Source organism: Leucobacter coleopterorum, from assembly GCF_011382985.1.
Lineage (GTDB): Bacteria > Actinomycetota > Actinomycetes > Actinomycetales > Microbacteriaceae > Leucobacter > Leucobacter coleopterorum.
On record NZ_CP049933.1, the window covers coordinates 1,194,283 to 1,213,701 of the forward strand.

At 60.3% G+C, this 19,419-nt stretch carries 19 protein-coding genes, 1 tRNA gene and 5 pseudogenes; 14 read left to right on the forward strand and 11 right to left on the reverse strand.

Translation table 11 applies throughout. From position 1 onward, the window contains the following. Positions 1-26 precede the first annotated feature (26 nt). The gene (gene deoC, locus G7066_RS05545) at positions 27-737 is read left to right on the forward strand and encodes a deoxyribose-phosphate aldolase (RefSeq protein ID WP_166329656.1); all 711 of its coding nucleotides are present in this window, start codon (positions 27-29) and stop codon (positions 735-737) included. 76 nt (positions 738-813) lie between these two features. Here deoC and G7066_RS05550 read toward each other — a convergent pair whose 3' ends face one another. The 4 genes from G7066_RS05550 to G7066_RS05565 all read right to left on the reverse strand — a co-directional run bounded on the left by G7066_RS05550 (position 814) and on the right by G7066_RS05565 (position 3,042). Continuing rightward, a complete protein-coding gene (locus G7066_RS05550) occupies positions 814-1,221 on the reverse strand; it encodes an SHOCT domain-containing protein (RefSeq protein ID WP_166329658.1) in 408 nt (135 codons plus the stop codon). A 164-nt stretch (positions 1,222-1,385) separates the two neighbouring features. Then, positions 1,386-2,381, reverse strand: coding sequence for an NAD(P)-dependent alcohol dehydrogenase (locus tag G7066_RS05555; protein ID WP_166329660.1), 996 nt, complete (start codon positions 2,379-2,381; stop codon positions 1,386-1,388). Beyond that, positions 2,378-2,611, reverse strand: a complete 234-nt coding sequence (locus G7066_RS05560; protein ID WP_166329662.1) for a helix-turn-helix transcriptional regulator — start codon at positions 2,609-2,611, stop codon at positions 2,378-2,380. Before G7066_RS05560 ends, G7066_RS05555 begins: the two co-directional genes overlap by 4 nt. Next, positions 2,605-3,042, reverse strand: a complete 438-nt coding sequence (locus G7066_RS05565) for a hypothetical protein (RefSeq protein WP_166329664.1) — start codon at positions 3,040-3,042, stop codon at positions 2,605-2,607. Before G7066_RS05565 ends, G7066_RS05560 begins: the two co-directional genes overlap by 7 nt. Positions 3,043-3,306: 264 nt before the next feature. On the opposite strand from G7066_RS05565, the pseudogene G7066_RS05570 reads away from it, so the two are divergent. The 6 genes and pseudogenes from G7066_RS05570 to G7066_RS15835 all read left to right on the forward strand — a co-directional run. Beyond that, positions 3,307-4,145, forward strand: a pseudogene (locus G7066_RS05570) (Ppx/GppA phosphatase family protein). Positions 4,146-4,227: 82 nt separating this feature from the next. After that, positions 4,228-4,680: a hypothetical protein gene (locus G7066_RS05575; RefSeq protein WP_166329666.1), complete on the forward strand. Its 453-nt coding sequence runs from the start codon at positions 4,228-4,230 to the stop codon at positions 4,678-4,680. 107 nt (positions 4,681-4,787) lie between these two features. Further along, positions 4,788-4,859: transfer RNA gene (locus tag G7066_RS05580), tRNA-Gln, on the forward strand. Positions 4,860-5,005: 146 nt separating this feature from the next. Next, positions 5,006-7,078 (forward strand): MDR family MFS transporter, encoded by a 2,073-nt coding sequence (locus tag G7066_RS05585; protein ID WP_166329668.1) that lies wholly within the window; start codon positions 5,006-5,008, stop codon positions 7,076-7,078. 4 nt (positions 7,079-7,082) lie between these two features. Then, the gene (locus G7066_RS05590; protein ID WP_166329670.1) at positions 7,083-7,685 is read left to right on the forward strand and encodes a TetR/AcrR family transcriptional regulator; all 603 of its coding nucleotides are present in this window, start codon (positions 7,083-7,085) and stop codon (positions 7,683-7,685) included. A 9-nt stretch (positions 7,686-7,694) separates the two neighbouring features. Further along, a pseudogene (locus G7066_RS15835) lies at positions 7,695-7,841 on the forward strand (heat-shock protein HtpX); the annotation flags it as partial. A gap of 54 nt (positions 7,842-7,895) precedes the next feature. Here the strand turns inward: G7066_RS15835 and G7066_RS05600 are convergent. Further along, positions 7,896-9,212 carry an NAD(P)-binding domain-containing protein gene (locus G7066_RS05600; protein WP_166329672.1) on the reverse strand — a complete coding sequence of 439 codons (1,317 nt, stop codon included), beginning with the start codon at positions 9,210-9,212 and terminating at the stop codon, positions 7,896-7,898. 87 nt (positions 9,213-9,299) lie between these two features. On the opposite strand from G7066_RS05600, the pseudogene G7066_RS05605 reads away from it, so the two are divergent. Continuing rightward, positions 9,300-9,646 (forward strand): annotated as a pseudogene (locus G7066_RS05605) (ArsR/SmtB family transcription factor). A gap of 20 nt (positions 9,647-9,666) precedes the next feature. Further along, positions 9,667-10,155, forward strand: a complete 489-nt coding sequence (locus G7066_RS05610) for a GNAT family N-acetyltransferase (protein WP_205881536.1) — start codon at positions 9,667-9,669, stop codon at positions 10,153-10,155. Positions 10,156-10,217: 62 nt separating this feature from the next. On the opposite strand, the gene G7066_RS05615 is transcribed toward G7066_RS05610, so the two are convergent. After that, the gene (locus G7066_RS05615; RefSeq protein WP_166329674.1) at positions 10,218-11,168 is read right to left on the reverse strand and encodes a DUF4031 domain-containing protein; all 951 of its coding nucleotides are present in this window, start codon (positions 11,166-11,168) and stop codon (positions 10,218-10,220) included. Positions 11,169-11,235: 67 nt separating this feature from the next. Here G7066_RS05615 and G7066_RS05620 point away from each other — a divergent pair, with 67 nt between their 5' ends. Beyond that, positions 11,236-11,601 (forward strand): DUF3592 domain-containing protein, encoded by a 366-nt coding sequence (locus G7066_RS05620; protein ID WP_166329676.1) that lies wholly within the window; start codon positions 11,236-11,238, stop codon positions 11,599-11,601. Between the two features lie 64 nt (positions 11,602-11,665). Here G7066_RS05620 and G7066_RS05625 read toward each other — a convergent pair whose 3' ends face one another. The 3 genes from G7066_RS05625 to G7066_RS05635 all read right to left on the reverse strand — a co-directional run bounded on the left by G7066_RS05625 (position 11,666) and on the right by G7066_RS05635 (position 14,134). Beyond that, positions 11,666-13,159 carry an amino acid permease gene (locus G7066_RS05625; protein WP_166329678.1) on the reverse strand — a complete coding sequence of 498 codons (1,494 nt, stop codon included), beginning with the start codon at positions 13,157-13,159 and terminating at the stop codon, positions 11,666-11,668. A gap of 133 nt (positions 13,160-13,292) precedes the next feature. Then, positions 13,293-13,697 (reverse strand): hypothetical protein, encoded by a 405-nt coding sequence (locus G7066_RS05630; RefSeq protein ID WP_166329680.1) that lies wholly within the window; start codon positions 13,695-13,697, stop codon positions 13,293-13,295. After that, positions 13,694-14,134, reverse strand: a complete 441-nt coding sequence (locus tag G7066_RS05635) for a DUF7847 domain-containing protein (RefSeq protein WP_166329682.1) — start codon at positions 14,132-14,134, stop codon at positions 13,694-13,696. Before G7066_RS05635 ends, G7066_RS05630 begins: the two co-directional genes overlap by 4 nt. Before the next feature lie 566 nt (positions 14,135-14,700). Between G7066_RS05635 and G7066_RS05640 the strand changes: the two are divergent. Further along, positions 14,701-15,815, forward strand: a pseudogene (locus G7066_RS05640) (acetyl-CoA C-acyltransferase). A gap of 27 nt (positions 15,816-15,842) precedes the next feature. On the opposite strand, the gene G7066_RS17405 reads toward G7066_RS05640, so the two are convergent. After that, the gene (locus G7066_RS17405) at positions 15,843-16,460 is read right to left on the reverse strand and encodes an alpha-isopropylmalate synthase regulatory domain-containing protein (RefSeq protein ID WP_425280764.1); all 618 of its coding nucleotides are present in this window, start codon (positions 16,458-16,460) and stop codon (positions 15,843-15,845) included. 83 nt (positions 16,461-16,543) lie between these two features. Beyond that, positions 16,544-17,845: pseudogene (locus tag G7066_RS05645) on the reverse strand (2-isopropylmalate synthase); the annotation flags it as partial. Between G7066_RS05645 and G7066_RS05650 the strand changes: the two are divergent. The 3 genes from G7066_RS05650 to G7066_RS15840 all read left to right on the forward strand — a co-directional run bounded on the left by G7066_RS05650 (position 17,844) and on the right by G7066_RS15840 (position 19,418). Continuing rightward, positions 17,844-18,518 (forward strand): FadR/GntR family transcriptional regulator, encoded by a 675-nt coding sequence (locus G7066_RS05650; protein ID WP_166329684.1) that lies wholly within the window; start codon positions 17,844-17,846, stop codon positions 18,516-18,518. The pseudogene G7066_RS05645 and the gene G7066_RS05650 overlap by 2 nt on opposite strands. A gap of 97 nt (positions 18,519-18,615) precedes the next feature. Then, the gene (locus G7066_RS05655; RefSeq protein WP_166329686.1) at positions 18,616-19,242 is read left to right on the forward strand and encodes a TetR/AcrR family transcriptional regulator; all 627 of its coding nucleotides are present in this window, start codon (positions 18,616-18,618) and stop codon (positions 19,240-19,242) included. After that, entirely contained in the window at positions 19,239-19,418 is a 180-nt protein-coding gene (locus G7066_RS15840; protein ID WP_244303316.1) for a hypothetical protein, read from the forward strand. Before G7066_RS05655 ends, G7066_RS15840 begins: the two co-directional genes overlap by 4 nt. The last annotated feature ends 1 nt before the right edge of the window (position 19,419 follow it).

A 19,419-nucleotide genomic window follows, 5' to 3' on the forward strand; every position in this document is an offset into this window, starting at 1 on the left:
GGCTGTTTTATAAGTAGGGTGGGTGCATGACTCAGCAGAATCTCACGGCTGAACTCTTCTTGAAGATTGCAGACCACACGTTGCTGGCCCCGGGAACAACTCCTGCCGAGCTTGACGCTTTTCTGGTCACGGCTGCTGACATTGGTGTTGTACGTGTTTGTGTGAGCCCCGCGCTGCTGCCCGCAGACGCACAGGGCGCAGAGATTGTGACCGTCGTCGGATTCCCCTCTGGCGCCCATCACACTGAGGTGAAAGTGGCTGAGACGGTGAGGGCTGTGGCCGACGGTGCCCAAGAGATTGACATGGTGGTGAACCGCGGACTTGTGCGTGCGGGTAGGTGGGCCGACGTCGAAGCCGAAATTCGGGCGGTGCGAGAAGCTTGCCAGGGCCTTGTGTTGAAGGTGATCATCGAGTCCGCGGCGCTGAGTGACGATGAAATTGTGGGTGCCTGCCGGGCGGCCGAGGCGGCTGGCGCCGACTTCGTAAAAACTTCTACGGGCTTTGACCCTGCCGGTGGAGCGAGCGTGCATGCCGTGCGTTTGATGGCGGTGACGGTCGGTGACAGGCTCGGGGTGAAGGCATCGGGCGGGATCCGCACCGCCACTGCGGTGCGTGAACTGTGGGCGGCGGGCGCCACACGGTTCGGGGTCTCGGGCACCGCGGCGATTCTCGCTGAATGGGATGCGCCAGCGACCCTCAATGAGGCGGGCTCTTCTTTCGATTCGGGAACGTATTAGCGACCTCGGGCCGAGCACAAAAACTGCCCTGTAGCATCAACTCTGAGATCGATGCTACAGGGCAGTTTGGCTGTATCTAGCTGGCGGCTGCCTTGCTGAGTGCAGCCTGCTTGAGCGAGTCGAACTCAGCCTGGGTGATGGCGCCCGAGTCGAGAAGCTCCTTGGCGCGAGCAATCTCATCGGTGGGTGTTGACGAACCGGCTGCGACGGTTCTGATGTAGGCGTCAGCCTGCTCGCGAGCCTGCTGGGATTGGCGTTCCGCCCGTTCACCCATGCCACGACCGCGGGCGATGAGGTACACGAGGGCGGTAATAAAGGGCAGGAACACGAGGAATAGTAGCCAGAGTGCCTTGAGCCATCCGTTGAGCTTTCGATCACGGAAGAGGTCGGCGATGATTGAGAACAGAGCCATCAAGTAGGCAATGAACACGAAGAACGTCAGGAACCACCAGATTACGTCCCAGATAGAAGACCAAAAAGACATGTCAGTTCCCCTTTTTGCCATAGTTGCGGTGCCCTCGGATGAGCGGTACCGCGTATTGAGTTCACCACCGAGGTCTAGGACGACCTCTCATGGCTCAGCATACAACTGTGAGAAAAGTTGCCGTGGGGCCTTGATAATGGACGCTTAAAACGGTAAATAAGTCGCTACATCGTGACGACGTGTTTTCCCACCGCGTGACCGTCTGCCATGTGCGAAAGCGCAGCGGGAAGTTGCGGGAACGGCCATTCACGCTCAATGACAACCCTGAGCTCATTTTCCGCCACACTGTGTGCGAGCTTCGCACTCAGTTCGGGCTGTGTTGTTGCGGCGAGGGGCTTAATGCGACGCCCGCCGCCACCACCGCCGAGAAACATCGCCCGAAGTATGCGTCCGATTGGCCCGAGCACGCGCCCGCCGTTTCCCGCAACGAGTACGAGGGTTCCTCCCGGTGCGAGAAGCCGACGAAGGGAACGAAGCGGCGAAACTCCCGCAATATCAAGAATTGTGTCAAACGACCCCGCGGGCAGTTCGGGTGATTCCGCGGCCGGGTCGACGGCCTTGTAATCAAATGCTTGGGAAGCCCCCAACTCGCGCGCGAGTGTGAGTGCGCGCGATCCGCACAGCGCCCACACCTCGGCACCCCGTGCGGCGGCGAGCTGGATCGCAAACGTTCCAACACCACCCGCACTGATCACGAGCACCCGGTTGCCCGCCGTGACCCCGGCCAGTGTCAACGCCTGCTCGGCCGTTCCACCCGCGAGTGCAATGCTCGCCGCGGTCGTTGCGGAAAGCTCTGCGGGTCGCCGAACCAAGAGGTCGGCGGGCACGGTGGCGTGTGTCGCGAATGCACCACCCGGAATCTCTCCGAACACAGCGTCTCCCGGAGCTAATGAATGCACGCTGCTTCCGACGGCAAGAACCGTTCCGCTGACATCACGACCAGGTACCTTCGCGCGCGGGCGGCGCAGGCCAAAGAAGAGGCGCAGGAGGAGCGGTTCGCCGTGCATCAGGTGCACATCGGCTGCGTTGAGACCGGCCGCTTCGACCTGAATCGTGACCTCTGCGGGACCGGGTTCTGAAATGGGGAGGGTGTCTGTGCTGAGTGTTTCGGGGCCGCCATATTTCTGCTGGGTCCACGCGGTTCCGGCTGGGTGACTCATGATGATTCCTCTGAATCGAAGGGGTATTGGAAAACGTCATCAAGGGGAACCCCGAAGACGCGGGATATTTGGAACGCGAGCTCGAGCGAGGGCGAGTATCTCCCTTTTTCGATGGCGATCAGTGTTTGGCGAGTGACGCCGATGCGACGAGCAAGCTCTGCTTGGGTGAGATCTCCGTGGGTGGCACGCAGATCGCGGATGCTGTTTGTGACTTGAGTGGGCCTCACCATGCTGGCAGCCCCCTGCGGTACGAGACGACCCTGGTTGTGACGTCGAGCAGGCTGGAGAGTGCGAATCCCAGGTAGAGGGTGTTGCCGATCCAGAACCAATCAATCTGCAGCATTGAGAGTGCGATGCCGCCGACCCCGCCCAGCACGAGGAACGCTTGACCGACACGACTGCCAAGCCGCTCGATATCACGATCTCGTTGATCGAGTGTGGGCTTTTCGTGGCTACGCGCACCCGAGAGGATTCCCCAAATGATGCTCAGCAGAATTGAGAGCAGGATCGCCCCCACTATGGTTCCGATCATTGGCCAGGCCCACTGGATATCGCCAACAGCAGTCGTGCCGAGTTGCGGGACGATGATGGTGAGGTAGGTGACGAGCGCCGCGACGGTCGCAATGAGCTGCGACCAGGTATTGCGTTCTGCGTAGACCACGGACCGCTCCTTTCGGTGTTAAGAATATTTGACATTTTGAGAATAGGTCGACGTCGGTTAAATGTCAAGAATTCTTTACGTAATGTGGTTGGGTTCGAACTCGTTGCCGCGCTTGCGGGTTGCCGGGGCTTAGCCCAATAGACTTTCCTCATGCGACTCGGAGTGATTGACGTGGGCTCGAATACTGTCCACCTGCTTGTGGTTGACGCGCACCCCGGGGCGAGCCCGATTCCGTTCCACTCGCAGCGCTCAACTGTGCGCCTGATGCGCTATCTCGACTCGGATGGAGCGATCGTTGAAGAGGGCGTGCGGCTGATCCTCGAAGGGGTAAAAGAATCCGTGCGCACGGCGCGCGAGATTGGCGTTGACGATCTGATCTCGACAGCAACCAGTGCGATTCGTGAAGCTTCGAATGGCGAGGAGGTGCTCGCGCGGATCACCCGCGAGACCGGGGTGCAGTTGCAGGTGCTCTCGGGGGAAGATGAGGCGAGGATCACGATGCTCGCCGTGCGTCGATGGCTCGGTTGGTCAGCGGGGAAGTGCTGCTGTTTGATATCGGCGGCGGCTCGTTTGAGATCGCGCAGGGTGCTGACGAGTATCCCGACGTGCAGGTGTCGCTGCCGCTTGGCGCTGGGCGTTCGACCATTAACTTCTTGGTTGAGGATCCGCCGCCGTATGAGGCGGTGTCGAAACTGCGCGCGCATGCTCGCGCTGAATTCACCCGCGTGCGTGAGGAGTTCTTTCTTGAGCGTCCGCGCCCGAAGCGAGTTGTCGGCACCTCTAAGACGATCCGATCGCTCGCGAGGCTCGTGGGTGGTCCGCCCGATCCGATCACCGGGGATCTTGCGCAGTTGCACTACGTGGGTCTGCGGGAGTGGGAGCCATCACTGCGCCAGATGCAGGGATCGGTGCGGGAATTTCTGCCTGGAATTACGCCCGAGCGCGGGTATCAGATCTTGGCGGGGGCTATTGTGCTGCGCACTGCGATGAAGGTATTTGGGGTTGAAACCCTCAATGTGTCACCCTGGGCGCTGCGCGAGGGGATCGTGCTGCGCTATATCGACGCTCTTGACGGTCGGGGAGCGGAGCCGGTCGAGGGATAGGACCTTCGCTCACAGCCCCGACTTCTCCACAGATTTCCGATTCTTGGCCCTGGTGACCCTCGTAGCGGGCAGTGTGGGTTACATGACTCAAACACCCCCGATCCCAAACCGCAAACGAGTTCTCACCACCGACGAAGAGCTGCACCAAACGCTCGAGTTTCTGCTGCAGGGAGCCAACCAGCGCCAGGTCTGGCTCATCATGCTCGGCGAAGACAAATGTGTTGCTGGGCCTCTTATGCCGATGGCTGACTATCCGATTGACCCCGGAGAACTCATAGAGGCTGACGACCTCGGGTCGGTGACGTTTTCACGCGCGCTCCTGGTTCGATCCAGCACGATTTGCGGAATGGCGGGTGGGCGCGAGTTGGTCTTTGTGTGGGAGCGCCCGGGATCCCGTGATCTCACACCCAGCGACATCGCCTGGGCGCGTGCCGTGGAACAGGACGTGGCAGTGGGTGGTGCCCCTTTGGTCCGGGCCCAGTTTGTGTTGCACGATAGGGGGCTTCGGCAGCTCAGGCCCGACGATCTAGTGTAGTTGAGCAGATCCGGCGCGCGCGGCCCACCCTGATTTGATGTTCGGGGCTTGGGTCTGTAAGCTTGACTCTCGGTGCCAAGCTCCCTGGAGTCTTGGATTTCCGCCATTGGGATATGGTGTAATTGGCAACACTACGGTTTCTGGTACCGTCATTCTAGGTTCGAGTCCTGGTATCCCAGCAAAGTAAGACCCTCGCGTTTCTCATTGAAACCGAGGGTCTTTTTGTGTTTGTGGTCCGTGCGTATTGTTCCCAGTTTTGTGGAACTTGCAGTCGTGTAATATTTCAGGTCTGCAAAAAGAAACACTGCGCCTTTGAAAGGCTGGAATGTCCTCTACTTCCACCACCGGGTTCACTCCGGTCGCACAATCCAATACCTCAAAGCCGATCATGTCGCATCGCCAGATCCTCCTCGTGATCTACGGCCTGATGGCCGGTATGTTCTTGTCTTCTCTCGACCAGACCATTGTCGGAACTGCCATTCGCACGATCGGCGACGATCTGCACGGTCTTGATCAGCAGGCCTGGGTAACCACCGCCTACCTCATCACTTCCACGATCTCCGTGCCGATCTATGGCAAGCTGTCCGACATCTTCGGTCGCCGCCCGCTCTTCATCTTCGGTATTTCGGTCTTTATTCTCGGCTCGGTGTTGTCGACATTCTCGACGTCGATGCTGATGCTGGCCGGATTCCGCGCGTTCCAGGGCATCGGTGCCGGTGCGCTGATGTCGCTGCCGCTGGCGATCATGGCCGACATGCTTGCGCCGCGCGAGCGCGCGAAGTACCAGGGCTACTTCTTTGCCGTCTTTGGCGTGTCCTCTCTGATCGGCCCGCTGGTCGGTGGCCTTTTTGCTGGAGCGAACGAGATTCTCTGGATCGCCGGATGGCGTTGGGTGTTTCTGATCAACCTACCGATTGGGCTTGTTGCTCTCGGCATGGTGATTGCGTTCCTGCACCTGCCCAAGGTGGGTAAAAAAGACAACCCGCGTATTGACTGGTGGGGCGCTACCGCGGTTATCGTGGCACTGGTGCCCTTGCTGCTGGTTGCAGAGCAGGGACGCGAGTGGGGTTGGGGTTCCGCGGGATCCATCACTTGTTACGTCGTCGGTGCGGTTGGCGCAATCGGGTTTGTGCTTATTGAGATTGCGATGAAGGACGACGCGATCATTCCGATCCGCCTGTTCCGCTCCAACACATTCTCATGGGCGACCATTATTGGTGTGCTCGTTGGCTTCGGCATGTTTGGTGCCATGATGACGATTCCGCTCTACATGCAGATCGTCGCGGGTCTCACCCCGACCGAGTCGGGCTTTGCCATGTTGCCAATGGTGGTGGGCCTGATGGCCTCGTCTATGGCGGCGGGCCAGATCACCGCGCGTACAGGCAAGTATGGGATCTTCCCGCGTACGGGAACGATCACAACCGCGACGGGCTTCTTCCTGCTGACGTTTGTATCGGCCAACACCGAGGTGTGGTTCATGATGATCGGCATGTTTGTGGTCGGTCTTGGGCTCGGTCAGCTCATGCAGTCTCTCACCATGGCGAGTCAGAACGCGGTCGAGGCTCCAGACATGGGGGTGGCAACAAGTTCCGCGACCTTCTTCCGCCAGATCGGTGGCACACTGGGCACCGCAATCATGCTGTCGGTGCTCTTCACCCTGCTTCCCACGAATATTGTGCACAGCATGGCTGACAAACCAACGCTCACCGCTGGGCTGGATGCCGCGCTGAACCCTGAGGTTGCTGGCGCTGAGCAGAACAAGGGAGTCATGAAGCAGCTCTGGACTCCTATCATCGGGCCGATTCAAGAAGGGATCCAGACTCAGCTCGACGAAGGGGCGACCAAAGCGAAGGCTGCTGCCTATGACGCTGTGAAGGAAACCGTTACAGATGGCGTGAACAAGGCCGTCGCTGCGGGGGAGATCCCTGAAGCTGCCGCACGGTCAGTGATCGATCAGAAGATTGCTGAAGCAAGCCCGGCTGCTGAGACAAAGGCATTGCAGACAGTCGCAGACAAAGCGCACGCCACCGTCGTTGGCGACACCGTCACGGTGGACTGGTCGAATGAGGCCCAGCGAACGCACTGGGTTGAACAGCTCGCACCCGACATCGTTGACCAGATCAACGACGGCAGCTCTAACGCATCAAAGGGATCGAGCAGTTCTGTGAGTGACACATCGTTCCTGAACGGTGCTGATGCTGCACTGACACGACCGTTTATGGTCGGTTTTACCCAGGCGATCGATGTGATCTACTGGGTTGGCTTTGGGGTGCTGATGCTCGCGTTTGTGCTGAGCTGGTTCTTCAAGGCGCCGCCGCTGCGCACGCGCTCAGCATTGCAGGAGCGCGCCGATATGGCGGGGGTCACAGACACCGGCACGATCCAGGTGCAGAGCTAGCGAGATGAACGACCAGCGCGCAGGGGAGACCTCTGGGCTTCGCGAACGCAAAAAGAAATTGCGACGTGAAGCTCTGCACGAGGTTGCCCTGCGCCTGGTTGAAAAGCAGGGGCTTGACGGCACAACCGTCGAGCAGATCTGTGAAGAGGTCGGCGTCTCGGCGCGCACATTCTTCAACTACTTTCCCTCGAAGACCGCGGCTGCACTCAATCTGCACGAACAGATTTTTTCGCCCGAATCGGTCGCTCGATTTCGAACGGCGACAGGCGAGCTTATGCCCGCGATTTGTGAGCTTCTGGCCGACTCCATGAGTTCAGGGGTTGAGCGCAAAAGACTGAAAAGGCTCATTGCTGATCAACCGCAGCTCGTGACCGAATTCACGCAGTGGATGGGAACGTTTAAGGTCGAGTTTCTGGCGCTGGTAGAGGAGCGCGCCGACTCTGCTGAGATGGCTGATGCTGCAATTATGCTTGCTCTGGCGGCGATGCGCACACTCATGCATCAGCCGACCACGGACGCTCGACCAGATGCAGTTCGACTGCTTGAGACGATGGATCGTCTGATCGGTGTGCGTCATGCGGTAATGACAGAGCCTCAACGGCGCTGAGTCAAGTATGCGTGCCCGTTCTTGCCCGGCAAACGCTACGAAGATTGGAAACTCGACGATCCTGCAGGCCAAAGCATCAAGTCCGTGCGGCCGATCCGCGATGAGATCAAGGCCCGTGTCGAAACTCTTATAGCGGAACTCCTTGACCAGCGCTGAGAGCGAGGAGGTGGGAATCTATCCTTGATTCCCGTCCTCCTGCTTGGCCGAGTCTTACTGGCCGGGTGTAGCTCCTTGGGTCATCGGTTCCGAGCCAATACAGCAGCCGTCCGCTGCGGGCTTCGGGGTATCAAAGAAGCCTGACCTGCCACACACCCCTGTATCAGGCAGTGTCAACTCGACCCGTGCGGCGGCTTCGTGATCGCCCGCGAGGTTCGCGGCGATTGAGCGCACCTGCTCGTACCCGGTTATCGCAAGGAACGTCGGGGCGCGCCCATATGATTTCGCTCCCACGATGAAGAACCCCGAGTCTGGGTGCGAGAGTTCTGCTGCTCCGGTCGCGCGCACTGAGCCGCGCGAATGGATGTTCGGGTCGATCTCGACGGCGACTCTTTTTGGGGCTTGGAGGCGGTGGTCCAGCTCGAGTCGGATCTCTGACAGAAACGACAGATCAGGCCGGAACCCCGTCAACACGAACACCCGATCCACAGGGTCGAGCACTCGCCCATCCTCCGCTGTAACGATCACGTGGCCGTCGCCGTTGAGCGTGATAGCGTCGGTGCGGAACGCCGTCACGAGGGTCACCAGGCCCTCTTCGACGGCTCGCTTCGCCCGCTGCCCGAGCGCGCCTCGCTCCGCCAGTTCATCAGCCGCTCCACCACCGAACGTGTTTCCCACACTTCCGCGCCGCAGCAGCCACGACACCCGCGTGCCTGGATGCGCCCGCACGGTCTCAGCGAGTTGGATGATCGCAGTCGCAGCTGAATGCCCGTTCCCGACAACCACGACATGCCGGCCGTCGAGCCCCTGTGCTTCTGCGTGATCAGGGATACGGTGCGCGACGAACCCAGCAGCAGTAGCGGCCTGCTCTCCGAGCGCAGGAATCCCAGACGCCCCAGCAGGTGCGGGCGTCGACCAGGTGCCCGAGGCATCGATCACTGCACGCGCCTCTACTCGCGCCTCGGTGCCGTGGGCGTCGCGGGTGAGTACGACGAACGGCTGTTTCGCACGCCCGGCATCGACCAAGAGATCGCGGCCTTTGCGCGCGACCCCGACCACGCGGGTGTCAGTGCGCACTCGCTCGCCGAGCGCTGCCGCGAGTGGGGCGAGATAGGCCTCGATCCACTCGCTGCCCGTTGGGTGCCCCGCAACCGGCGCGACCCATCCGGTCGACGCGAGTAATCGCTCGGCTGCCGGTTCGACCAGTTCCGGCCACGAGGAGAACAGTGCCACGTGCCCCCACTCTGCGACCGCTGCCGCTGCTGTTGATCCGGCCTCGAGGATCAGCGGTTCGATCCCGCGCTCTAGCAACTGGGCGCCAGCGGCGAGCCCCTGCGGCCCAGCCCCGATCACGACGACGGGCAGTTCCATTACAACCTCCACGTATCGACAAGCATCAATGTGATAAGACTTTCATGACGTATCGACAAATGTCAATACCTCGGGCAGTATGGAACTATGATCCCTACCCAGACCACTGCCGAAGTGTCCGCGGTCCCATGCTGCGCACCCGGCGAGCTCCCACTTGGTGACGAACACGCGGCAGATCTCTCGCGCGTGTTCAAAGCACTCGGTGACCCGGCACGAGTCAAACTCTTTGCCCTCATCGTCGCTTCCCCTCGGGTGAGATGTGCGTGTGTGACCTCACCGAACCGGTGGGGCTGTCGCAACCGACGGTCTCGCATCACATGAAGCTTCTAGTTGGTGCGGGGCTCGTTACTCGTGAGCAGCGCGGCAGATGGGCCTACTACTCGCCTACGCCGGGGCCGTTGCTGGCGGCGGTGCGGCACCTCGCGGGGTCGTGAGCGTCGCCATGGTTCGGGATATGACCGAAAGTGATTGGCCCGACGTCCATGAGATTTACGCTGCTGGCATTGAGACTGGACACGCTACTTTCGAGCCCGCACCCCCGGCGACATGGGAAGTGTTCGAAGCGGGCAAGCATCCGAAGCTGCGGCTGGTCGCCACGGACTTTGCTGGGAAGGTGCTCGGTTGGGCATCTGGTAGTCCCGTGTCTGCCCGAGCGGTGTACCGTGGCGTGGTTGAGGACTCGATCTACATCCGCCCTGACGCAATCGGGCAGGGCCTCGGTGGGAGGCTCCTTGCGGCGCTGATTGAGCGCGCCGAAGCAGTTGGGGTCTGGACTATACAGTGCTCGATCTTCCCCGAGAACATCGCTAGCATTCGGATCCACGAACGGCACGGGTTCCAAGTGCTCGGCACTCGCGAGCGGATCGCATACATGAGCTACGGGCCTGAAGCTGGCCGGTGGCGCGACACGGTCATGCTCGAGCGGCGCTCGCACGCAGTGTGAAGCCCGCAGCCAATTCTCCTTCCGGAGCTCTGTTGCTGATGCTTCATGGAAGGCGAGCGCAGCTAGTCGCCCGCTAGTGCATCACGACGCAGCCGCTCAACTTCTAGTTCGAGGTTCTGCCGGGCCCGCCGCTCCCAGAGTTGCCGCGCGGGCTCGGTGTGATAAATAGCTGGGCGTTCAAGGTAACCGGTGAGGATCCGGGCGCGGCCCAGGGCAAAGTCTGTCGTCGCGATGTGAGCGTACTCGAGGCGCACTGATTGTGCGTATTCTTCATAGCGGGTGGGCCGTGCCGCGAAGATCGAGAGATCCGCGTCGAGCAGGTGGGCGAGTGGGGTTGCCGGATCCCGAACCACATGCGCTGGTGCGGTCGCGGCGACAAACGAACTGACTTGATTGACAGCCTCGGGAGTGAAGAGGAAAATGCCGAGCTTCTCGACCGCGAGGCGCGCCGAATCGAGCTCGTCGGACTCCGTTCCCGCATAGACCGCGTCGTGAAACCAGGCGGCGAGCAGCGTGGTGTCAGAGATGGACTCACCACGGGCCGCGAGTTGGTTGAGCGCGAGTAACACGTCTTCGAGGTGGCGCTCGTCGTGATAGCTGCGGTGCGGCTCGTTCCAACGGTCTACGAGTTGCGACCCCAGACTGTGCCACTCGCTGCCCGAATGCCCGGGGTCCGCGACCCCCAACCGCTCGCCGAGTTCTGCCCACTCGCCGACTAGGTACTGCCGTCGCCGCACGGGAGCAACAGACTGGCGATCCACCTGTCGCACCCGGAGCCCGGCATCTTGCAATCGGTGAACTATCTCTCTCCCGCTGATGGGCCGCGCGCCGAGCGCTATGGCCTGCTCGTAGAGAGAGGCGGGCACGTCGTAGTGATCGAGATCGAATCCGCGCCTCGGAACGTTCAGGCGCGCTGCGAAGGCGTGCAATTCGTCGTAGCTGGTGTCTGAGACGAGGTGACTCCACAGTGTGCCATGTGCTGGCCATGCGGGCGGGTCGATGAGAATCGCCATGATATTAGCGTAGTGCTCGCCGCACGATGGAGTCGGCGGTCTAGTCCGTGGACTATATAATCACAGCGTGAGCATAGCTACACCGATCCTTATAGCCGTTGGCGTCGTTCTGTTGACCGCATCAGTCATGCTGTTTCGACGGGCGGCGGTGAAGCGGCGAGTCATCGACCGCGTGTGCGTGCAAGGGGCCGTTGTGCGCCACGTTTTTCTGTACCGGCCACCACGACTTGAGTTTGACTACCCCGCGCCCGATGGTTCGCGTCTTCGTGCAATTGGGCAGATCGCGTTTTCCCTTGGAGGGATCCAGCAGCAGCTTGAGGGGCTGAGCCCCGGAGCTCCGATCCTCGTCTATGTTGATCCTCACAATCCACAAGACGCGATTCTGACCCCGGGGCTTCAAGCGGCAACGGCTGGTTGCTTGCCGCGGTTCTAGCACTCTGTTTCGCAATCCTGCTTGTTGCTTCGGGATTGCTCTTCTTTATGCTGTCGATGCTTGGTTAGTTGACAACCTCGGCAGTTACGTGCTCGGCTGCAGCCTCCTTGGCGGCCTTTGCTGCCTTGCGCTTAGCAAGATTGCGCCGCACGAGCGGCCAGAAAGCAATCAGTACTACTGTGGCGATGAGGCTGGTCCACACCTGGGTGCGGCCGGACTCCGAGGTTAGCATGACTCCGAGAATGGCCACGATCGCGACAATGAGCAAGATGTTGAGCCAGGGGTGCAGCCACATCTTGAGCTTCAGTCCGGCTGCCTCTTCGGGGGACATCTTCTGGCGCAGGCGCATTTGAGTGAGCGCGATGAACGCGTACACGAACAGTGCTACAAGGCCGGCGGAGTTCATGATGAAATCGAAGATGCCGGATCCCGGTGCTGCGAAGTTTACGATGGTCGCGATGAGGGCACCGCTGATCGACGCAAGCAAAGCCCATACGGGAACGCCATTGCGTGCCTTCTTCGCCATGATCTTTGGTGCGAAACCTTCTGCGGCAAGTGAGGAGAACATGCGCGACGCGGAGTAGAGACCCGAGTTGAGGACCGAGATGACGGCGGTGAAGATAACGAGCTGCATCACCATGGCTGCACCGGGCAGGCCGAACAGGGTAAATACGTACGTGAACGGTGCAGTGGCGACGTTCGTGGGCTCGGGGAGCTCGTCCCAGGGAACGATCGTCACAATGATGAGGACTGCGCCAACGAAGAAGAGCAGGATGCGCCAGATGACGGTTGAGGTTGCCTGGCGGATGCCCTTCGCGGGGTTCTCGGATTCGGCGGAGGCCATGACCGCGATCTCGGTGCCGAAATAGGAGAAGATCACGAGCGCAACGCCGGTGAAAGCCACACCGAAGCCGTTCGGGGCAAAGCCGCCGTGCTCCCACAGGTTCTGCACGGAGAAGGTGGACTCAGGCCAAAGTCCGAGCGCAAAGAGCACACCAGCTCCCAAGAACACAACAATTGCGAGCACCTTGACGCTGGCAAGCCAGAACTCAACCTCGCCGAACGAGCGCACTGAGACCATATTTGCGCCAACAAAAATGGCGAGCAGCACAAGGGACCATGCCCACGAGGGGAGAACCTCAAACCACGAGTGGAGGGTTTCACCACCGAGGACGGCCTCGTAGGCAAGCACACCCACCCAGAAGTACCAGTAGAGCCAGCCGACCAGGTAGGCGGCCCAGTCGCCGAGTCCGACGCGAGCGTACTCCATGAAAGATCCGATTGCGGGCCGAGCTGCTGCCATCTCGCCGAGCATGCGCATTGCGAGGAAGACGAGCAAGCCACCAACCAGGTACGAGATGATGGCGGCGGGGCCGACCGAGCGGATCACATTGCCTGATCCGACGAACAGGCTCGCTCCGATGATGCCGCCGAGCGTGATCATCGTGACGTGACGTGAGCGAAGCTTTTTGTGAACCACCGCCTTCGTTCCAGCTGATGTTTCGGGGGAGACGGGGTCTGAAAATACGTTCGTGTCGCTGGGGTTAGCGGCGTTCATTAATAAAGCTTTCTGCGTAATAAACAGTGGTACAAGCGGGGTCCTGATGTTTAGGACCTAGGAAGTTTAGTTGAGGACTCTCCTCATTAAAAATCGCGCACTTGGCTGTCGGCGGAAAGTAAACCGCGAGCGCTTAAGGCTGCTGCCATCCCTGTGTCGGAGAAGCCGGTGGCGTTGGGGGTGCTGGGGGTGCCGGGTATGCAGGGGGAGCCGCAACCGGTGTGGCGAATGGGTAAGCCATGTGCTGTGCAGGAACACCCTGGTTGACTCTGTTTTGCCAGTTCTCGATAGTGAGGTCGAGGCGTTCGGCCTTGCCGCGGGCATCGAGGTAGAGCAAAGTTGAGGCGATCGCTATGCCGAGTGCTCCAAGCTCGGTAATCGGTGCTGTTATCGCGTCGCTCAGCACCGTGAGCACTGAGAAGTCATAAGGTGACAGCGGGTTGGGTGAGGCTGCAGTGAACGAGCTATATCCGCCTGCTAGTGACCCTCCAACAAAAAAACTGATGATGCCTACAGCGGCACCAAACGCCAGTGTCACGACAAGAAGAATACCGAAGGTTCGCCAGACTCGCCCTTGGTGAGCTGCCACGAGCGCGATAGGGCGACCATGATTGTGGCACCCTCAAAAACCATCGCGCTGGGAACGAATGTGAGCTTTGTCGCGAGCCAGACAAGAAACACAGTGCCCGTGATGATAACTGCGGCGAGAAGCAAACCGATGAGCAGGGTGGCAGGCCCGCCCGCTGCAATTGCAAACAGCACGCCAAAAATCAGCGCAATGACGACTGCGACTATCGAAAGCCCAACGCCAATAATGACGCCCATCACAACCGTGTAGCCGAGGATCCGCCAAACGACACGACTAATGCCTGCCCAAATTTCCCGTGCATTGGAACGGTACCCCAGAAGCCGAGAACGAATGTTCTCGGCGGCAAAGGCAGGCACAAAGGCTGAGGATGCAAGAAGCACGCACATGTAGACGAGCCAAGCGAGAAGCCCCAGAAAACCGAACCCGACTGCTGAAAGTGGGTTTTGGCCCCGAAATCGGTGCTTGATACTGACCCGAGCAACGTAAAACTCATGAGTTGGTCAGCGAGGAAGGAAGCAACTGCTGGCACAAAAACAGCCCAAACGAGCAGAACCGCTGCTTGTCGCCATGGCATTGAGAACGCCTGCGTGAGTATCTCCGAGAAGGAGGAGAGCTTTCGAATCGCAGCACCGCTCTGCTGACCCGGCCAGTTGTCGGAGCTCGGAGGAGGAACCGGGGCTCCGTTGGGGTGTGCGTTGCCGGGCAGCGGGCTACTCATGATGAAGGCTTTCTTTCATTTTTTGCGCGAAGTTTGCTGTGATGAAGTTTTCCAAATAATGAGACTACTTCGAAGAAGGCCTTTACATCAAAACCATCGCGTAGCCTGGGAACATTCGATTGCTGAAGATCGGTGACACCCTGGGCAGCCCTCGAAAGGATTTACCATGAACGAAACCGTCATTATCGCTGGTGCCCGTACCCGATCGGCAAACTCCTTGGAGGACTCGCCACAGTGTCTGCTCCTGAGCTCGGAGCCCACGCAATCCGTGAAGCGCTCGCACGTGCAAGAGTTTCCGCGGCGGATGTCGAGGAAGTGCTAATGGGAAATGTTGTGCAGGCAGGTGTGGGCCCAAACCCGCGCGACAAGCTGCACTCGCGGCCGGCATCGGACTCAGTACGCCAGCCGCCACGCTCAATAAACTCTGCCCCTCCGGGCTTGCGACTATCACGGCGCTCGACCGTTCAATCAGGCTCGGCGAGCGCCGTGTCGCTGTTGCTGGTGGGTTTGAATCAATGACCCAGACTCCCCATCTTGTGAGGGGGGCTCGCGTTGGGTTGAGTTACGGTGACGGCACTTTCGAAGACGCGTTGAACCGTGACGCGCTGTTCTGTGCCATAGATCATTGCGTCATGGGTGAGGGAACTGAGAGTCACCAAGAGCCCTACGGGCTGAGTCGTGAGGAACTCGACAGTTTTTCTGCCGAGTCACATCGTCGTGCCGCAGCCGCTCGTGAGGCCGGGTACCTCGCGGAGGAGATTGTGCCGGTCGAGATAGTGAGTCGCCGCGGTACAGTCACCGTGGCAGAAGATGAAGGAATTCGTGAGGGCACCACGGCGGAGTCGCTCGCAAAGCTTCGGCCTGCCTTTGCCAAGAATGGGATCATCACAGCCGGTTCGTCGTCGCAGCTTTCAGACGGTGGGTGTGCGCTCGTGCTCATGTCGCGAGCGGAGGCTGAGCGCCGGGGAATTCCCTGGCTGGCAAGGGTGCTGGGCGGATCTGCGGTTGCTGGCCCAGATACGTCGTTGCTGTTGCAACCCGCACGCGCTATTGAAGCGGCGTGTGTGGCAGCCGGAGTCGCCGTTGCCGATCTCGATCTGCTTGAGATGAACGAGGCTTTTGCGGGTGTTACGTTATTGTCTGCTCGTGAGCTTGGTGTTGACCTTGAGCGAGTGAACGTCAATGGAGGCGCTATCGCCCTGGGGCACCCCGTGGGCATGAGCGGTGCCCGAATCGTGCTTGCGTTGGCCTTGGAACTCCGCCGCAGGGGAGGCGGGGTCGGCGCGGCCGGGCTCTGTGGCGGTGGTGGTCAGGGGGACGCGCTGATCATTGAGGTGCCCGCGAGCTGAGTCAAGAGATAGGGAAGGTTGTGGCCTTTAACCGATCGCTGCAAGATGCAGGGCAGATTCTTGCAGTGCGATCGTGTTAGCAGCGCGGATCACCGCTTCCAGGGTCGCGGACAGCACAGATGAAGCCGATCCCGCAACCCAGCGGACACCCTGTGGCACGCGCACCTCAAGTAAGGTCAGCGCGAGGCTGTCGTTGCCGTACCCGATGCTCGTTTGATGCAGCGTGAGTATCTTGATATCGAAGCCGTGCCTGCTGAGAGCTGAGGTGAGCGACTCGACAGGACCGACACCCGCGTGGGTTGACACTTGTTCCACGCCATCGACCAGAACGTTCACCCGGGAGTGCGGCGCGGATCCCGAACCCGATTCCACGACCTCATACGCGGTGAGCTGAACGCGCTCAACGCCGGATTTCGGGAGATAGTTCCGTTCGAACACTTCCCACACCTCGTGTGCATTGACTTCTGCACCTGTAGTGTCGGTGAGCGCCTGTACGTGTCGAGCAAGCTCGATCTGAAAACGTCGGGGCAGCTCGATGCCGTAGGAGGATTCGAGCAGGTACGCGATCCCTCCTTTGCCCGACTGAGAGTTGACTCGGATGACCGCGTCGTAACTGCGACCGAGATCGCTTGGGTCGATCGGCAGGTACGGTACCCGCCACTCGAGCTCACGCTCGGGGTGTCAGTGCGCGTAGCCCTCTCGCGGTGCTCCGCGAAGCCCTTTTTGATCGCGTCTTGGTGAGTTCCGCTGAAAGCCGTGTGCACGAGATCACCCACGTAGGGGTGTCGCGGGTGAAGTTCAAGCTGGGTGCAGTACTCGACGGTGCGGCGAATCTCGTCAACGTCAGAGAAGTCGATCATGGGATCGATACCCTGGGCATGCAGATTGAGCGCGAGCGTAGCGATGTCGACGTTACCGGTGCGCTCGCCGTTGCCAAAGATGCAACCCTCGACCCGCTGCGCTCCGGCGAGCACGGCGAGTTCAGCGCACGCGATCCCGGTGCCGCGGTCGTTGTGCGGGTGCACCGACAGGATCACGCTGTCGCGCCGGGCGAGGTTCCGGTGCATGTATTCGATTTGGTCCGCGTAGACGTTGGGTGTTGCGATCTCGACGGTCGCGGGCAGGTTCAGGATCACTGGGCGCTCCGGGGTGGCCTGCCACAGCGCGGTTATCGCGTCACAGATTTCCAGTGCGAAGTCTGGCTCCGTCAGGTTGAACACCTCGGGGGAGAACTGAAAGCGCACATTTGGCAGGTGCGCGGCCAGCTCGTAGACGTCGCGCCCGCCCGCGAGGATCAGGTCTTTGAGGGCTGCGCGATCCTTACCGAGTACCGTGTTGCGCCAGACCGGTGCCGTCGCCGTGTACATGTGGATCACCACGGGGTTCGTGATTCCCCGGATTGACTCGACCGTGCGCTCGATAAGGTCGCGACGGGCTGGCGTAAAGACCACAATGGTGACGTCGTTGGGTGCGAGGTTGGTCTCGGCGATCAAGCGCACAAAGTCAAAGTCTGTTTGTGAGGCTGAGGGGTAACCCACTTCAATTTCTTTGTATCCCATCGCGATCATCAGTTCGAAGAACCTTTGTTTGCGCTCCGGGTTCATTGGTTCAGCGAGGGCCTGGTTGCCGTCGCGCAGGTCGACCGGCACCCAGAGGGGTGCTTCGCTAAGTTGACGCGACGGCCAGTGGCGCTCGACGCGCGGAACCTGGACTCGGTCGAACGGATTCTGGTAGCGGTGCGAGGGCATTTGTGAGTGCCGCTGTCTGTTCCACTCGGGGGAGTGCGCTGGTATCTCGCCCGCCGGGGTCACGATGCTGGTGAAGTTGGGGGTCGTCTGCTGGTTACTGGTCATGCTGTCATTCCTGGTGTTGAAGGGTGACCGGCACAGCGTTCGACTCCACGGAGGGGAGCCGGTCTGGCTACACCCCGCCGTGGCAGCGAAGGAGAAGGTTGGAGGTGTAAAGCATGGGTAGACTGTAACACAACTCCTCAGACAAGTAGAGGTGTTGCTCAAATTAGGGACGCACATGGCTCAGATTCAGAGAACTCCGCTTGCCGATCAGGCTGCCGAGGCGCTGCTGGATCGTGTGCGCGCGGGCGAGTGGCAACTCGGGGCTAAACTGCCCGGTGAGACAACTCTCGGCCCGCAGCTCGGGGTTGGCAGATCGACGGTGCGGGAGGCGATTCGCCAGCTTGCCGGCCGTGGTGTGCTGAGTTCGAGGCAGGGGGCAGGGGTGTTTGTGGTCGCCCTCGATGTGCCTGACGACTGGGACGCGGTGCTTCGTCGCTCCGACATCGTCGCGGTTATTGAGGCGCGCGCCGCGATCGAGGGTGAGGCTGCGGCTCTCGCAGCAGTCCGGCGCACCCCGGCTGATCTGCGTGCGATTCGGCGAGCACTGCGTGAGCGTGCCAGGCATCGATCCGTCATCGAGGACCACGTCGACACCGACACCGCGTTCCATCGCAGTATTGTCGCCGCCGCCCACAACCCGATTCTGCTCGAATTTTTCGACGGCTTCACGCCGCGGTTGCGGCAGGCGATGCTCGAGATGCTGCGCACTCGGCCGGGGTTTGCGGGTGGCAGCGACGAGGATCATGCCGCGCACGAGCGGCTTGCCGAGGCGATAGCGGGTCGAGATGCCGAAACGGCGAGCTCTCTTAGTCGCTCGCACCTGGTTGCGCTGGCTGCTGCACTGGGGTGACCCGGCATGACCCTTCCCGAGCCCATGAAATTGATGGAACACAAGAACTGTTGCAGAATGAACACGTTCAGTGAACGTGTTTATTTAAAGGGACTGCATGACGACCAGAGAAGCCCTTCGGCGCAACACTCGCGCTAATGTTCTTGCCGCAGCAGCGAAGCTGTTTCAGGAGCGCGGGTTTGAAACCACGACCATTCGGGACATCGCTGAGACCGCCCAGGTCAGTGTCGGAACAGTGATGTTGGTCGGTGACAAAAGCACACTCCTTGTGAGGATTTTTGACGAGAGTATCGAAAAGGTTCACGTTCAGAGGGTTCCGGGGCTCTTGGAAGAACCACGGTCTACAACCCGCAGTTGCGCGGATGGTGTCTTCGAGTTGCTGCAGCCGTTCGCCCTGTTGTTCGCCGGGCAGGCTGACCTTGCACGCAGTTATGCGTCGATCCTGGTCGCAGGAAAACACTCGTCCAAAGTGTTCGCAGAACTTGCGGAAGTGCTCAAACAAGAGATTCGAGCGGTGGTCTCCAAACAACGTGGGGGATGCGCGACAGATCCAGAAAGTCGCGCAACGGCGGTGTACTTCGCCTACATCGGCATGCTGTTTTTGTGGTCGGCTGACGGGAGCGTGGCTGGAGAGGCCGCAACCTCCGACGAGACTGCGAGGCTCAGCCAAGGAGTGAAGACGGTGCTCGCAGAGTTTTGCTCCTGCGTGAAGGAAGCGCAATGATCCTGCTCGCCCAACCCTGGTGGATACCCGTTGCGCTCGCCGCTATTTTGCTCGGCGACGCCATCATCTCGACTCGACCCTCGGCGTTTATTCGTCATTGTCTCGACGGAGTCAAGCTGCCACGAGAGTGGTGGTGGATTCTCATTGTCATTAAGCTGCTCGCCGCTGCGGGTTGAT